Source organism: Bacillus sp. ISL-75 (genome assembly GCF_018613095.1).
In genome coordinates this window covers 33888-47847 of the sequence record NZ_JAGGQX010000007.1, presented here as the reverse complement: position 1 = coordinate 47847, position 13960 = coordinate 33888, and the positions used below count along the sequence as shown (strand labels likewise).

General features: G+C 38.7%; 16 protein-coding genes. 10 read left to right on the top strand and 6 right to left on the bottom strand.

Going from position 1 to position 13960, the window contains the following annotated elements:
* Positions 1 to 168 precede the first annotated feature (168 nt).
* The 7 genes from J7E63_RS02310 to J7E63_RS02280 all read left to right on the top strand — a co-directional run bounded on the left by J7E63_RS02310 (position 169) and on the right by J7E63_RS02280 (position 7033).
* The gene (locus J7E63_RS02310) at positions 169 to 447 is read left to right on the top strand and encodes a hypothetical protein (RefSeq protein WP_215010112.1); all 279 of its coding nucleotides are present in this window, start codon (positions 169 to 171) and stop codon (positions 445 to 447) included.
* A 130-nt stretch (positions 448 to 577) separates the two neighbouring features.
* Entirely contained in the window at positions 578 to 1243 is a 666-nt protein-coding gene (locus J7E63_RS02305; RefSeq protein WP_215010111.1) for an LbetaH domain-containing protein, read from the top strand.
* A 101-nt stretch (positions 1244 to 1344) separates the two neighbouring features.
* Entirely contained in the window at positions 1345 to 2517 is a 1173-nt protein-coding gene (locus J7E63_RS02300; protein ID WP_215010110.1) for a DUF3800 domain-containing protein, read from the top strand.
* 159 nt (positions 2518 to 2676) lie between these two features.
* Positions 2677 to 3777 (top strand): FAD-dependent monooxygenase, encoded by a 1101-nt coding sequence (locus J7E63_RS02295; protein ID WP_215010109.1) that lies wholly within the window; start codon positions 2677 to 2679, stop codon positions 3775 to 3777.
* A 138-nt stretch (positions 3778 to 3915) separates the two neighbouring features.
* Positions 3916 to 4365: an SgcJ/EcaC family oxidoreductase gene (locus J7E63_RS02290; RefSeq protein ID WP_215010108.1), complete on the top strand. Its 450-nt coding sequence runs from the start codon at positions 3916 to 3918 to the stop codon at positions 4363 to 4365.
* Between the two features lie 203 nt (positions 4366 to 4568).
* Complete coding sequence (locus J7E63_RS02285) at positions 4569 to 5570, top strand: LLM class flavin-dependent oxidoreductase (RefSeq protein ID WP_215010107.1); 1002 nt, start codon at positions 4569 to 4571, stop codon at positions 5568 to 5570.
* A gap of 296 nt (positions 5571 to 5866) precedes the next feature.
* Positions 5867 to 7033 carry a pyridoxal-phosphate-dependent aminotransferase family protein gene (locus tag J7E63_RS02280; RefSeq protein ID WP_215010106.1) on the top strand — a complete coding sequence of 389 codons (1167 nt, stop codon included), beginning with the start codon at positions 5867 to 5869 and terminating at the stop codon, positions 7031 to 7033.
* Between the two features lie 120 nt (positions 7034 to 7153).
* Here the strand turns inward: J7E63_RS02280 and serC are convergent, their stop codons facing one another.
* Together serC and J7E63_RS02270 are read right to left on the bottom strand one after the other, a co-directional pair.
* Entirely contained in the window at positions 7154 to 8251 is a 1098-nt protein-coding gene (serC, locus tag J7E63_RS02275; protein ID WP_215010105.1) for a 3-phosphoserine/phosphohydroxythreonine transaminase, read from the bottom strand.
* 188 nt (positions 8252 to 8439) lie between these two features.
* A complete protein-coding gene (locus J7E63_RS02270; RefSeq protein ID WP_215010104.1) occupies positions 8440 to 9735 on the bottom strand; it encodes an MFS transporter in 1296 nt (431 codons plus the stop codon).
* 204 nt (positions 9736 to 9939) lie between these two features.
* Between J7E63_RS02270 and J7E63_RS02265 the strand changes: the two genes are divergently transcribed.
* Positions 9940 to 10443: a hypothetical protein gene (locus J7E63_RS02265; RefSeq protein WP_215010103.1), complete on the top strand. Its 504-nt coding sequence runs from the start codon at positions 9940 to 9942 to the stop codon at positions 10441 to 10443.
* A 170-nt stretch (positions 10444 to 10613) separates the two neighbouring features.
* Here the strand turns inward: J7E63_RS02265 and J7E63_RS02260 are convergent, their stop codons facing one another.
* On the bottom strand, positions 10614 to 10955 hold the full coding sequence (locus J7E63_RS02260; protein ID WP_374193694.1) for a hypothetical protein: 342 nt from the start codon (positions 10953 to 10955) through the stop codon (positions 10614 to 10616).
* Positions 10956 to 11134: 179 nt separating this feature from the next.
* Between J7E63_RS02260 and J7E63_RS02255 the strand changes: the two genes are divergently transcribed.
* Entirely contained in the window at positions 11135 to 11389 is a 255-nt protein-coding gene (locus J7E63_RS02255) for a DUF1292 domain-containing protein (RefSeq protein ID WP_215010102.1), read from the top strand.
* Between the two features lie 59 nt (positions 11390 to 11448).
* On the opposite strand, the gene J7E63_RS02250 is transcribed toward J7E63_RS02255, so the two are convergent.
* The 3 genes from J7E63_RS02250 to J7E63_RS02240 form a co-directional block, all read right to left on the bottom strand.
* Positions 11449 to 11685 carry a hypothetical protein gene (locus J7E63_RS02250; protein ID WP_168244628.1) on the bottom strand — a complete coding sequence of 79 codons (237 nt, stop codon included), beginning with the start codon at positions 11683 to 11685 and terminating at the stop codon, positions 11449 to 11451.
* Between the two features lie 129 nt (positions 11686 to 11814).
* Entirely contained in the window at positions 11815 to 12735 is a 921-nt protein-coding gene (locus J7E63_RS02245) for a DMT family transporter (RefSeq protein ID WP_251033320.1), read from the bottom strand.
* A gap of 172 nt (positions 12736 to 12907) precedes the next feature.
* Positions 12908 to 13045 carry a hypothetical protein gene (locus J7E63_RS02240; protein ID WP_168244534.1) on the bottom strand — a complete coding sequence of 46 codons (138 nt, stop codon included), beginning with the start codon at positions 13043 to 13045 and terminating at the stop codon, positions 12908 to 12910.
* A 161-nt stretch (positions 13046 to 13206) separates the two neighbouring features.
* Between J7E63_RS02240 and J7E63_RS02235 the strand changes: the two genes are divergently transcribed.
* Complete coding sequence (locus J7E63_RS02235; protein ID WP_215010101.1) at positions 13207 to 13935, top strand: gamma-glutamyl-gamma-aminobutyrate hydrolase family protein; 729 nt, start codon at positions 13207 to 13209, stop codon at positions 13933 to 13935.
* Positions 13936 to 13960: the final 25 nt, after the last annotated feature.

Below are 13960 nucleotides of genomic sequence, written 5' to 3'. Positions count from 1 at the left end.
ATGGAAAGTTTGACCTTTCTAATTTTTATTAGTGAAAAGCGTTGTTCCTTAAATATATTCAATACTAAGCAGGCCGATTGCATCTATGTCTTAAGTCTGAGGGAAAAATATTCCAGCACTCATTAAGTAATTGAGCAGTTACGTGAATTAGAAAGAAAGCATGAACAAATGAAGCAAAAGTTTAAGGATATGCATCTTCGCCGGATGGAATTAATGGGTCGGGAAAGTGTAACACGGGCTAATATTAAAATAAATCAGGTATCAGAGTCAAATTCATATTCGGACCAATTTTCATCAAAGTTTAAGGATATTGAAAACTATCGGGAACGATTAGAACACAAGGTGAACCATTCCTACTTCCAAAGTACAATTGATGCACGGATAGAGCAGTTAGAAAATGAGATAAGTGAACAGGATGATAATCCTGTAAACCTAACAAAAGAATAATGATAAAAGGGCAGTGATTTAGGAATCACTGTCTTTTATTTGGACCATTAAAAAAGGTATTTATTCAGAAAACCTACGTATATGTAGTATGAATATTTAAAAATCCCATTATTTGAAAGGGGAATTTATTTTGTGGCATGATCCCAATAATTTAAATGGTCCTTTTAATATTTATAGTTACTTTGTAGGTTCGAATCCGATAACTTCCGTAAATCCCACACCAATTTTTCCAAAAATAAATAAAACGGCATTTTTAAGCCCGTTCACCTATATTGTCGGCGACGTTACGATTCGGAATAATACGTATGTCGGTCCCTTCGTCAGTATTCGCGCAGATGAAGGAACGCCTTTCTTTATCGGAAGCAACTGTAATTTGCAGGACGGAGTAATCCTTCATGGTTTAAAAAACAAACATGTAGAGGTTAATAATAGGAAATATTCAGTCTACATCGGCGATGAGGTATCCTGTGCACATGGTTCATTGATTCATGGTCCCTGTCAGATTGATAAAAAGGTATTTATCGGTTTTAAGGCAATTGTTTATCATGCCCAGGTCGGAGAAGGAAGCTTCATCGCCTCAGGAGCAGTTGTTACTGGTGGAGCAACGCTAAGGCCTGGCAGCTTTGTTCCACCTGGCGCTCATATTGATAATCAGAAAAAAGCCGATTCCTTATCAAATGTTCCTAAAAATGAACAGGAATTTGCCCTTGAGGTCCAGCGGGTGAATCAAGAATTTCCATCTGCTTATTCGTTTGTTTTTGGAAAAAATCGCTGTACTTGCGGTTTAACGTGCTAATCAATGAATTTAATAAGGGGAAAATTAACTTTTTGAAGGTTTTAGATCATATATTGTTGAAATAAGTACCTAAAGAAAGAATTTTTGGGTGAGGTGGGAGAATGAACGATATCCAATTTGCGTTTATTGATGAATCTGGTGATTATAGTTTTGATTTTGAAAATAATGATGTCTCAACCCACTTTATTATCGTTTCTATTCTAGCAAAAGAGTCTAATAAAGAAATGTTAGAATTGGAAGTTGAAAAGGTTAGACAAAAATACTTTCAAACCGACGAAATGCATACTGATAAAATGGATAACCCTCATCTAAGAATTCAACTATTAAATGAACTAAAAGATTTACCGTTCAATATATATGCATATGTGGTCGATAAAAGAAAAATTAGAGAAGATAGCGGCATCACATTTGAAAAGACGTTTATCAAATTTATGAATCGGTTAATCTATGATGACCTAAATCGAACGTTTGACCAACTGGATCTTGTGTTAGTGGAACAAGGAACGAAAGAATTCATGACTGAATTTAAAAGCTATATTAAAGAAAAAAGTGTTCCAGATTTATTTAATTATTCCATCTTTGGATTTAATCACAGTAAATCTGAATTACTTCTGCAACTGGCTAATTTTATCGCTGGGACGATTGCAAAAGGGTATGATCAAACCCAGTACTCGGAACATTATCCGCTTTTTCATAAAATCATCAAAAAGAAAATCATTGCCATTAATTTATGGCCGCAAAACTATAAAAACTATTTACATGATTACATATCAAGGAATCAGGACTCTCAATTTGATGAGGTTATTTTTAAACAATCAGTTAATTTAACCCTTCAATATCTTGAAAAGAATAAAAAGAGTGAGGATGCGGATGAAAAAATTAGGATAGATTTACTCAAGTTCCTGTTATTTAATCTAAGAGAAAATCCTAATGAATATGTATTTACGCAAGAAATTCTAGATAATTTAAATGCCATTCGAGTGAACAAAATAAATCACCATTACTTTAGATCGAACATCGTTTCAAAGCTTCGTGATAGTGGGCTGTTAATTGCCAGCAGCAATAAGGGATATAAACTGCCAGTTTGTCTAACAGACTTATATGATTTTGTTAATTTATCGAGCCTAACCATACACCCGATGATTCAAAGAATATCCAAGTGTCGAAATCAAGTTCTACTTGCCACCAACAATGAAATTGATATTCTCGAAAACAACGAATATGAATATCTAAAAAATATTATTGAATTGGAAAAATTAGCGGTTACTGAATAAAAGGTCGGTCCCCACAACATCCATAGTTGTGCGGGACTGACCTTTTTTGGATTGACTGATTACGTCAAATTTGTTATTCTATAATTAACTTTTATTCTTATAAGAAAACTTTTGAAAATAATTTTTTTCAATAATAAATATAACCAGAAGGTGGATAAAATGAAGCTACAGGCAGATGTTTGTATTGTGGGTGGCGGACCAGCAGGGACATTACTAGGGTTTCTTTTAGCAAAAAACGGTGTATCAACTATTATCATAGAACGATCTTCTGGAGTTAACAGGAAATTTAGAGGAGAACATATAAATTCTGAAACAGAAGCCATTTTAAAAAAACACCGATTGTTTGAAAAGATAGAAGAGCTAGGCATACTTAAAATGAAAAAAGTTGAATTCTTTGCTGGTAAACATATCGTTCAAACAATTACCCCTTCAACCGATGAGGATCACGTAGGAATTCATGTTCCTCAAGTTCATTTACTGAGTGCAATCAACCAAGAATCAGAACAATATAAAAACTACCGTCTTCTATTTAATACAAAAGTAACGGAGTTAATGCAGGATGAGCATGGAGTCTATACTGGTGTAAAAGCGATAAGGGACGGTCAAGAAATAATGATCACAAGCTCGGTTGTCGTTGGTGCAGATGGCCGCTATTCGACAGTCAGAAAGCTTGCGAAGATACCAACGATCGAGATGACGCATGGATATGACGTATTGTGGGCCAAAATTCCCGCTCCTGCAGGATGGGAGCCAACAACAAGAATGGTGCTTGTCAATGGCCATCAGCTTGCCTTGTTCACACAGACGGGAGGATTCATTCAAATTGGCTGGAATATTGAAGAAGGATCTTTTCCTTCATTAAGAAAGCAATCGTTACAGCCATTTCTTGAACCATTGATCGAAAGCTTTCCAGAATTGAAAGAGCTGGTATTAGAGCATCTTTATACATGGAATAACTTTGTTCCCTTAAAGGTGCAAAGCTCTCGTTCTGAAACGTGGGTAAAGGACGGATTAATCATCATCGGAGATGCAGCGCACACAATGACTCCCACAGGTGCAATAGGCATTAATTGTGGGATGAAGGATGCACATGTGCTAGCGCCGATCTTAACCAAAGCGCTTTTGGAAAAAAACATAACTTCTCAGCGAATGAAAATATTTGAAGAGGCTCGGAAAACAGAAATCAAAGAACAGCAGGAAATGCAAATGAAACAAGAAGCGTCATTTTCGGAAAAATTTGCTCAGTTTGCTCTAAATTAAATAATGGACCTTCACCTACATCTTTTAATGGAGTCGGAGAAGGTCCTTTTTGATTTGTGGGAGATTGTCCTCAAATTTGAAAAGAAGGAATGGATTGTTTTACGATGATATCAAAGCCATGAGAGGAGTTATTAAATTATGATGAATTCTGATTCTAAAGAAGTACAAGCAGTTTATAAAAAGCTTTTGGATGCGTGGAATGAACGCAGTGCAGAGGGGATGGCAAAATTATTTACGGATGATGGCGAGAGTATCGGATTTGATGGAAGTCAATCCATTGGCAGACAAGAAATATTTTCACACCTACAGCCAATTTTTGAACACCATTCAACGGCACGTTTTGTAAGTAAAGTGAAGGATGTACGTTTTCTAAGTTCAGAGATCGCTATTTTGCGGGCAATTGCAGGAATGGTGCCACCAAAGCAATCAGACATTAACCCCAACGTGAACACACATCATACGCTTGTAGTTGTAAAAAGAAACGGGGATTGGCGTATTCAATTGTTTCAAAATACTCCGGCCCAGTTTCATGGCAGACCAGAGTTAGTGGAAAAAATGACTGCAGAGCTGAGAGAGTTAATAAAATAAAGCTGCTTGTTCTTGTACTTAAGAACATAAATGTCACTTTCTATAATTACAATAATAAAGTTTCGGAAAGAAAAGGGTGTCAGGCACCATGTGAATTTTTCACATGGTGCCTGACACCCTTTTCCTGTTAAGCATTTATTTTTGATTTCTGCCTTCCTATTGTTACTATAGTAGTAATCTCTATAGGGAAAGGAATAATATATATGGCAACAATTAATATACCTGTATCTGTTTTGAATTTAGCTCCGATCCGGAAGGGGCAGAGTCCCAGCCAAGCGATTGAGGCAATGGTTGACCTTGCCCAAGCGGTCGAGAAAATGGGCTATCAACGCTATTGGATCGCAGAACATCATAATACAGCTACACTTGTCAGTTCAGCGACATCGATTTTAATTAAACATGTTTTGGAACATACAAATACGATTAAAGTAGGGTCTGGAGGGATCATGCTGCCGAATCACTCCCCGCTAGTAGTGGCTGAACAATTCGGTACTATGGCCACAATTTACCCAAATCGTGTGGACCTCGGTCTGGGCCGTGCACCTGGAACAGATATGATGACGGCAAGCGCGCTAAGACGATCGAAAAATGATCCAGTTTATACTTTCCCAAATGATGTCCAAGCCTTGCTTACTTATTTTGGCCCAGCAGAGCAGCAAAGCTATGTGAAAGCCTATCCTGGTGTTGACACGAATATTCCGATTTATATACTCGGTTCTTCCACTGATTCAGCGTATTTAGCGGCAAGCTTGGGACTTCCTTATGTATTTGCGTCCCACTTTGCACCAAGATATATGGAAGAAGCAATCTCGATCTATCGGAATCGTTTCAAGCCATCGGAATATTTGGAGAAACCGTATATGATGGTTTGTTTAAATGTTATTGCGGCCGAAACGGATGAGGAGGCTCAATTTTTATCGACAACGATGCAGCAGTTTTTCCTAAATGTTGTTCGAGGCACTCAAAATCCGCTACAACCACCTGTTGAAAACTTGGATGAGCTTTGGAACCCAATGGAAAAAGAAATGGCGGCATCGAAGCAAAGTGTGACGTTGATAGGGAGCAAGGAAACAGTCCGCCAACAGTTGACTAAATTTCAGGACTATTATCATGTCGATGAACTCATAGCCGTATCGTATATTTATGACACTGAAAAACAAAAGCGTTCGTATGAAATATTGAAAGAAGTAGTTGACGGCCACTAAACCAAACGAAAAGGACCAGAAGAGACAATGGATCTCTCTGGTCTTTTTCGTTTACACGAATATGTGGAAGGTTTTGTTACAGCTTTATTGAATTCGTATGCTCCCCTTTCTATAATCAATAAAAATAACGCGATGGAGAATTCCAAAATGAATCATAACAGGTTAGTGCCCTCAATTAATGGCTTTGTACTTTTTGAGAAAATTCACAATTAGTCAAAATTGAGATAAAGGTTTAAATAGATGAGTATAGAAATATATTTATGGAGAAACAGGTTGCTAATTAGGGGGATGGAAAAATGCGTAATCAAGAGATGCTGCTAATACCCGGGCCAACGCCGGTAGTTGATTCAATTTATGATGCTATTGCACAGGAAACTAGGGGACACACAGACTCGAGATTTGTCGCTATCTACAAAAATGCGATCGAGAAAACAAGGGAAATGCTGAAAACAGATGGTGAAGTGTTTGTTATTTCCGGCTCTGGAACGGTAGCTATGGAAATGGCGCTTGTCAATACAGTTGCCGCTGGGGAAAAACTTTTAGTGATCAGTCACGGTTATTTCGGTGATCGTTTCATTAAATTAGGAAAAGCATTTGGGATTGAAGTAGAAGTACTCCAGGCAGAATGGGGTACTCAAGTATCTCCAAGTGATGTCGAAGCGAAATTAGTGAATGGCAATTTTAAGGCGGTTACAATTACCCACGCAGATACGTCGACAGGAGTAGCTGCCAATTTAGACGTACTTGTGCCGATTATTAAAAAAAATGGAGCACTCGTCATTCTCGATGGTGTTTGTGCGACTGCTGCAATGGAAGAAGATATGAGTAGGCAATATCATGGGTCTAATGGAAAAATCGATGTCATTTTAACAGGTTCACAAAAGGCCATTGGCGTGCCGCCTGGTCTAGCCATCGTTGCCTTTAACCAAACTGCTCTAGCTGCACGTGCCAAAATGGAACGTGTTCCTGCTTATTATTGTGATATCTATAATTGGATTCCGATTATGAACGATCCAGGAAAGTACTTTGCTACACCTCCAGTGAATCTCATCTATGCCTATGACGAAGGGATGAGATTGGTATTGGAAGAGGGGATGAAACGAAGATACCAGCGCCACTCCGCATTCGGAAAAGCGGTTAGATCGGCCCTTGCCGTATACGGGATGAAGGCGTTAGCAAATGAAGAAGTCGCTGCCGCCACACTTAGTTGTATTCTTTATCCTGATGGAATGGACGATGCTGCTTTCCGTTCTTCACTTGCAAAAAAGGGAGTGATTGTAGCTGGAGCGCTAGCCCATTTTGCAGGAAAGGCGTTTCGGATTGGACATATGGGGAATACGACGGAACAAATGCTCGAAGATGCGGTCGTTTTGATCGGAGAAACGATGAATGAGCTGGGATATCCGGTTGATTCAGAGAAAGCGGTCGATTGTTTTAAAAAGCAAGTGGCTATTCGCATTTAGTGTTCGTTTATAAAGCCTGTTTAACTCGAAAAATCACGACCAAGGTAAGTAAGAGCGGTTTATAAAGCCCGATTAACTGAAAAAATCACCCTCTAATAAATAAAGAGGGTGATTTTTTCATTAGCTATTTTCTGCTTGGAATTGAATCATAAACTCCTTGAATGCCTTACATGCCTCAACTGGAACAGCATTATAAGCTGATACACGGCATCCGCCGATTGAGCGATGACCGTTTACGCCAACAAAGCCTTCTTGTTTCGCTTGCTCGAGGAATTTCTTTTCTAGGTCTTTCGATGCTAAGTTAAAAGTAAGGTTCATGAGAGAACGACTGTCCGGTTCAGCATGGCCAATGTAAAAACCATTACTTGTATCAATTGTTTCGTAAATCAGATTCGCTTTTTTATCATTAAGCTCAGCAATCGCAGATAAACCACCTAGCTCACGAGCCCAGTTTAAGACCTCACCGAGCATGTAAATGCCGAAGGTTGGCGGTGTGTTATACAATGAATTATTTTTAGAATGTGTGCTGTACTTTAACATTGTTGGGATATTTGTGTTTGCTTGTTCAAGCAAATCCTTGCGTATAATCACAACCGTTACGCCTGAAGGACCAAGGTTTTTCTGGGCACCAGCATAAATTAACGCAAACTTGCTGACATCAATCGGCTTAGACAGAATATCACTAGACATGTCTGCGATTAACGGAACAACGCCTGTGTCTGGGAAGTTCTTCCATTGGGTACCATAAATGGTATTGTTGGAAGTTAGATGTAAATAAGCATCCGATGGATCGTACTGTATTTGATCAAGCGTTGGGATGCTGCGGTAGTTGCCTTCTTTTGTGGAAGCCGCATGATAAACATCACCAAATAGTTTTGCCTCCGTGAATGCTTTCTCTGACCAAGAGCCTGTCATTACATATCCGGCTTTTTTTCCAGATTGTAAAAAATTCATCGGAATCATTGAAAACTGAAGACTTGCTCCGCCTTGCAGGAAGAGTACTTCATGGGTATCAGGAATAGAAAGCAGTTCCTTCAAGCTGTCAATCGCCTGATTATGTACTTCTTCATAAGCTTTGCTTCGATGGCTAAGCTCCATGACTGACATGCCTGTACCTCGAAAATCAATCAGTTCTTCTTGAGCTTTTTCTAAGACGGAAATAGGTAACGCGGAAGGGCCTGCATTAAAATTATAAGCGCGTTGGACTTGCAGTTTCATTTTTATCACTCCATTTTTCTTTTATATGACTATAACATACTTATAAAATTCCGAAAATAAATTTAATTGTGAAATCGTAAAAATTTTGCTTTTTTTATTAAAAGAAATCAAAAAGGGAAAAGGATGGCCACTGGCGAACCAGAGACAGGTTTCCTTTTTCCCTATACTTTTTGTCAAAAACTCTAGCTTTATTCATTCATTCTCTGATTACTACGAGACCAGATCACGACTGGGATCAGCAGTAGGGAAAGGATCCCTCCAGCAATTGAAAGTCCAGCGTAACTAGTTTGTGCGACCACTATCCCAGAAAGCGCTCCCCCGGATGCCCCAGCCAAAGCAATTAAAACATCTACAGTTCCCTGTGTTTTGGCCCGGTTAGAGGGGGATGTTGAATCAACGATCAGTGCCGTGCCGCTAATTAACCCAAAGTTCCAGCCAAGCCCGAGCAAAACGAGTGCGATGATAAGAACCAACAGGGAATCAGCAGGGGCACTGCCAGCAAGAATGCCTGCTCCAAGCAGAGTGGCACCAGATGCGATGGCCATTGTAGTTCGGCCTATCTTATCGACGAGAATACCTGTTACTAATGAGGGAAGGTACATGGCACCTATATGGAAGCCGATTACCATTCCGACTTCCCTCAGACCATGCCCATGATGTTTCATGTATACGGGTGTCATTGTCATGATGGATGTCATGACAATTTGAGTTAAAACCATAATGGTCGCAGCAACCACGATTCCTCGTTTATTGATAGCTAGATTACTAGATTGCTTCTCTAAGCGATTACTTCTATGCATTTGCTGATCAACTGCAATCGCTTCTGCAACCATCAGAGGATCTGGGCGCATGAAAGCTAATAGGACTAACCCCGCAAGGATAAAGGCAGTCGCGCCAAGGATGAACGGACCGGCTAGAGCAGGGACACCGATTGACGTGGCAAAGCGGCCCATTACATCGACCAAATTCGGCCCCGCCACAGCGCCGAATGTGGTTGATACCATGGCAATACTGATAGATGTTGCTCGCTGTGTAGGTTTTGCTAAGTCGGTTCCGGCATAGCGTGCTTGTAAGTTTGAAGCTGAGCCTGCACCATAGACCAAAAGCGAGGCGAAAAGAAGAAAGATATTACTTGTGATGGCGGAAACGATCACTCCAATCGCACCGATACCGCCAGTCAAGAATCCTCCCGCAAGTCCTATTCGGCGGCCGAAACGTTGTGAGACTCGACCGATAAGCAACGCTGCCCCAGCTGAACCCAGCGTTAACAATGCTGCTGGTATCCCTGCATAACTATCCGTCCCTAACATATCTTGGGCAAGAAGTGCGCCAACCGTAATTCCAGCAGCAAGTCCTGCCCCTCCAAAAATTTGTGATATGACAACGATCAGTAATGTCCGTCGATATAACTTTTCCTGCTTTTCTGGTGAATCTATGTAACTCTTCAACCAATCTGGTTTTGAATCGACTGGGTTATGTGCCATACGAAACCTCTTTCTGAAGGACAAACCCTTCTTCATTTGATTTTTATTTTATCAAAGAAAAATAGCAGTTTATATTGAAAAATGTCGAAAAATTCAATATTTGTTCATATGAAGTAGGCGGTGATGGAGTGAATGTATGATAGGATAATAGTGGTTGTATTACTATATGTTTACAGCTAATAAATTAGAAAAAGGAGTTAGAAAATGGGACTGGATATGTATTTATTTTCTTTACCTAAGATCACTGGAATGGACTATGATGAAATTGTTTTAGCAAATGTGCAAATGAGTAAGCATAAAGCACAACAAGATGAAATCTACCAAAAGTTAAAGCCTCACATTAAGCATTTTAAGGAATATGATTCATCATGGTCTAGTATTTATGAAGAAGTTGCCTACTGGCGTAAGGCCAACCAAATTCACAATTGGTTTGTCGAAACGCTCCATAACGGGGAAGATGACCCTCTTTTCACACAAGAAGTCACAAAGGAAAATCTCCAGGACCTCAATCATCTATGTCTTCAAGTTCTGAAACAAAAGGAACCTCCTTATAATATTTTACCAACAAAACCTGGTTGTTTTTTTGGTAACCTCTCTTATGATTCTTATTATTACAGGGAAATTGCAGAGACCCAAGCCCTATTAGCAGCCCTCATTAAACACTTCAATTTTGAAACCCACTATTTATTGTACCAGTGTTCTTGGTAAACGCACTTATTTTACCTTTCAAAAAAATTCAATGATCATACAAACAAACCATTAAGGTTATGTGGAAAGAGAAAGAAGTCTAAGCGATCGAACAATGAAAAAAGAGAGAGTGGGTTCGCCAATATGCGGTTTAACTAGTCCTTATTTCCTTTTTAATCAAATTCAAAGTATTATTGTTTATACTCTGCATCATAGGAATTTTCACCGGCATGAACCGACAGCAGGGTATCCGCGTACCCAACGAGTTTATTTACCACCTCGTCTGCGACTGCATAGACAAGAGGGTGGACATCTGGTTGAAATAGAGCAGGATCGTCAATTATCACCGTGGTATTAATAAAAATGTCTCGATTACCGTAAAAATCATAATGGACAATAGCTTTCCCAGCGGCTCCTCCTGTTCGAGGATCTTGATATCCAGGCAAAAAAAGATACCACTCTTCAGCCGTGGCCGAACGAAAATTTTTCGTAAAAGTCATGCCAGAAACCAATCGATCGATTTCTTGTTGCATCTGCGGTGTGACTGCCTCAATAATTTTTTCTGTCATAATAGTCCCCTTATTAAAGCTTGTTATATTACTTTTCCCAATTTCCAATCGAGTATTTAATGTTATTAACAATATTTTTCCACTGAACTTTTTTGTGGGTAAGGGAACAATATTTCTGAGTACTTTTGTTGAGGTGAGGGACGATGAAGCATGATGAACCACGTGATTATATAACTATTGAAGATGACCACGGGAATCTTAAAGAATTTGCTGTTGAAGCCTTGTTTGATATGAAGGATGAATCCTATGCTCTACTAAATGCAGAGGATGAAACCATCGTAATGAAGATTGAGGGTGAGGAAGGTAACCAAGACTTAGTGGGTATTAATAACCCCTCTGAAAGTGAAGCGATATTGGCTGCATACCAAATCGCCGTGGAACATGCTCCGGCAGAATAAAACATAACGCAACGAAAGGTATCCCGAATAATAGGGGGTCCTTTCGCTGCGTTTTTTTATCAATAATAATTAAAGCCAAGATAGATGATATAAATAATGATAGCTGCAATTGCGATAATCCAAACAAGAAACACTGGATTCAGTAAATAAGGATGTCTTTGAGTTTTTTCATTGATTTGCGTATCAAATTCACCTGATCTAGTACTGACCATTCTTCCAGTCCCTAACGTAAAAATTAAACCGCCAATCAATACTAACAATGCAATACCAGACAAAATGAGATGCCAATTACTCATTTATATAACCACCTTTTTTTCATATAATTTGAAAAAAAGTAGAGAAATATGCATTTATCTTTTTGATAAGTAGGTTAAGGAAAGAAAACGGCGGTGATTAGCTAAATCACTGCCGTTTTGACCTTTAAGTTATGCTGCTTGTAATTTTCTTCTAAAAAGTTTCGTGTTGGTTCCAATATATACCCCGGTTAAAACAAAGGCTGCACCTATACCTTGAGCCAATGTAAAGGTCTCATCTAAAAAGAAGGTAGCCATTAAGACAGCTGATAACGGCATCACATTAATAAAGATAGAAGCCTTTGCAGCACCAACCTCTTTTATGCCGTAATAGTACATGATAAATGAAACAACTGTTACAAATATGCTCATATGCGAAATGGCGATCCAGGTTGAAACACTAGCGTTTTGTACATCTTGCCATGATGTTTCCGCATATGCGAACGGAAATAAAAATATGGTACCAAAAGCAACAGCATAAGTAGTGGATTCCACCGCGCTGAATTTTTTTAAAACGACTTTACCAACCACACTGTACAATGCCCAGCTTATTACCGCACCAAGTAAAACAAAGTCAATCGTCTCAAAACCGTATTGGAACAGTGAGAGTAGGTGACCATCGGTAATAATAAAGGTAACCCCAGTTAGGGCAATCACCATTCCAATCATATGGTTTTTGGTGATTGTTTCTTTTAAAAATAATCCTGATAAAAGGACAATCAGTACTGGGTTTGAGGCAATAAATAAGGAACTCTTAATAACCGGTGCATGTTTGGTAGCTATAAAAAAACAAATATTATAAATTGCAATGCCTGTTAATCCAAGTACGGCAAATAATCCATAATCTTTGAAAGTTGGCCTCTTTCGATTTTTTTCCATCAGCCACATAAGCGGAAACAATAGAATCGCAGCCCCAAAAAAACGTAAAAAAGCAACGGTTGCTGGTTCAAAGTCTTTTACGGCGACTTTACCAGCAAGAAACGCACTTCCCCATGTAGCCGTGGCAAAAAATAACATCCCATAAATAAGCCATAGCTTCTTATTCTTGTTCATCCAATCCCCTACCATCTATTTCAATTTAATAAATAGATTTTAACATCTTTTTCGGATTTCGAAATAAATTTTAATAAAATATTTAAATTATTTAATTAAATAAAAAATCATACACACTTTTTAAGCATTAAAAAAGCTGGATAAGGAGTTTTTCCTTTTCCAGCTTTATCTTTTAAGTTAGATTTTTTAATTCTGATAAATGAACCAATTGTACATTATGAACACTTTCTATTTCTTTAATCTCGCAGTATCCAGAATCGTACGTATAAAGGATAATATATTTCTTTCCATTGTAAAGAACATGCTCCATAGTATCTCCACCCTTTGATCATGTTAATATTATTGTATATTTGCAATACAGATTAATATATGGGGTTCATTTTAAGATTATGTAAATTTTTTCAGTGCTGTATTGAAAAATCATTGTGCTAAGATATCAATATTAGTGTCAAAGTCATAGGGGGAAGAAAGATGAACAGAAAACCAATTATCGGCATAACGGGTGCCTATGTTAAACATAACGACTATATGGAAGGTGTTTATGTGCACCATGATTACCATAAAAGTGTTGTCGCCAATGGTGGGATTCCTATTATCCTTCCATATATTAACCCCGAAATTTCTTTAGAAACGCTTGGTTTATGTGATGGAATTATCCTAAGCGGGGGAGAGGACGTCGATCCTAAACTTTTTAATCAGGATCCACATCACCACTTAGGTCCAACTACACCAGAGAGGGATTTGGCAGAGATCGCGATTGTGAAATATGCGCTTGAGAACGATATTCCCCTTCTTGCGATTTGCAGAGGTGTGCAAATTTTGAATGTCGCTTTGGGAGGAACATTAATTCAGGATATCCCGAGTCAAGTCATTGAACCAATCCAACACTCACAGAAGATTGATAGGAGTCAAGATACCCATTGGGTGACCATCTCCAAAAATAGTAGATTGTTTGAAATAGTAGGATCTGATCGAGTCCGGGTCAATAGTCTTCACCATCAAGCAATCGGTGAGGTAGCCAAGGATCTTTGTATCGTTGCACAATCATCCGATGGAATCGTGGAAGCAGTAGAGTATCGCCATCCAACCACATTTACGGTGGGTGTTCAGTGGCATCCTGAATCCATGGCAAGTACAAACGCTGAGATGAATAATTTGTTCTTAGAATTTATTAAAAACAGTGCAAAGGTAATGGTTTAATAATCGGTTTAGAAGTGGAAGGGAA

Bases quoted from the DNA above. Each gene is read 5' to 3' on its own strand.
- J7E63_RS02260 (WP_374193694.1), bottom strand. From the start codon at position 10,955: ATGCAACAAGAAATCGATCGATTGGTTTCTGGCATGACTTTTACGAAA.
- J7E63_RS02250 (WP_168244628.1), bottom strand. From the start codon at position 11,685: ATGAGTAATTGGCATCTCATTTTGTCTGGTATTGCATTGTTAGTATTG.
- J7E63_RS02255 (WP_215010102.1), top strand. From the start codon at position 11,135: ATGAAGCATGATGAACCACGTGATTATATAACTATTGAAGATGACCAC.
- J7E63_RS02285 (WP_215010107.1), top strand. From the start codon at position 4,569: ATGGCAACAATTAATATACCTGTATCTGTTTTGAATTTAGCTCCGATC.
- J7E63_RS02300 (WP_215010110.1), top strand. From the start codon at position 1,345: ATGAACGATATCCAATTTGCGTTTATTGATGAATCTGGTGATTATAGT.
- J7E63_RS02240 (WP_168244534.1), bottom strand. From the start codon at position 13,045: ATGGAGCATGTTCTTTACAATGGAAAGAAATATATTATCCTTTATACG.
- J7E63_RS02235 (WP_215010101.1), top strand. From the start codon at position 13,207: ATGAACAGAAAACCAATTATCGGCATAACGGGTGCCTATGTTAAACAT.
- serC (WP_215010105.1), bottom strand. From the start codon at position 8,251: ATGAAACTGCAAGTCCAACGCGCTTATAATTTTAATGCAGGCCCTTCC.
- J7E63_RS02265 (WP_215010103.1), top strand. From the start codon at position 9,940: ATGGGACTGGATATGTATTTATTTTCTTTACCTAAGATCACTGGAATG.
- J7E63_RS02310 (WP_215010112.1), top strand. From the start codon at position 169: ATGAAGCAAAAGTTTAAGGATATGCATCTTCGCCGGATGGAATTAATG.
- J7E63_RS02295 (WP_215010109.1), top strand. From the start codon at position 2,677: ATGAAGCTACAGGCAGATGTTTGTATTGTGGGTGGCGGACCAGCAGGG.
- J7E63_RS02270 (WP_215010104.1), bottom strand. From the start codon at position 9,735: ATGGCACATAACCCAGTCGATTCAAAACCAGATTGGTTGAAGAGTTAC.
- J7E63_RS02280 (WP_215010106.1), top strand. From the start codon at position 5,867: ATGCGTAATCAAGAGATGCTGCTAATACCCGGGCCAACGCCGGTAGTT.
- J7E63_RS02290 (WP_215010108.1), top strand. From the start codon at position 3,916: ATGATGAATTCTGATTCTAAAGAAGTACAAGCAGTTTATAAAAAGCTT.
- J7E63_RS02245 (WP_251033320.1), bottom strand. From the start codon at position 12,735: ATGAACAAGAATAAGAAGCTATGGCTTATTTATGGGATGTTATTTTTT.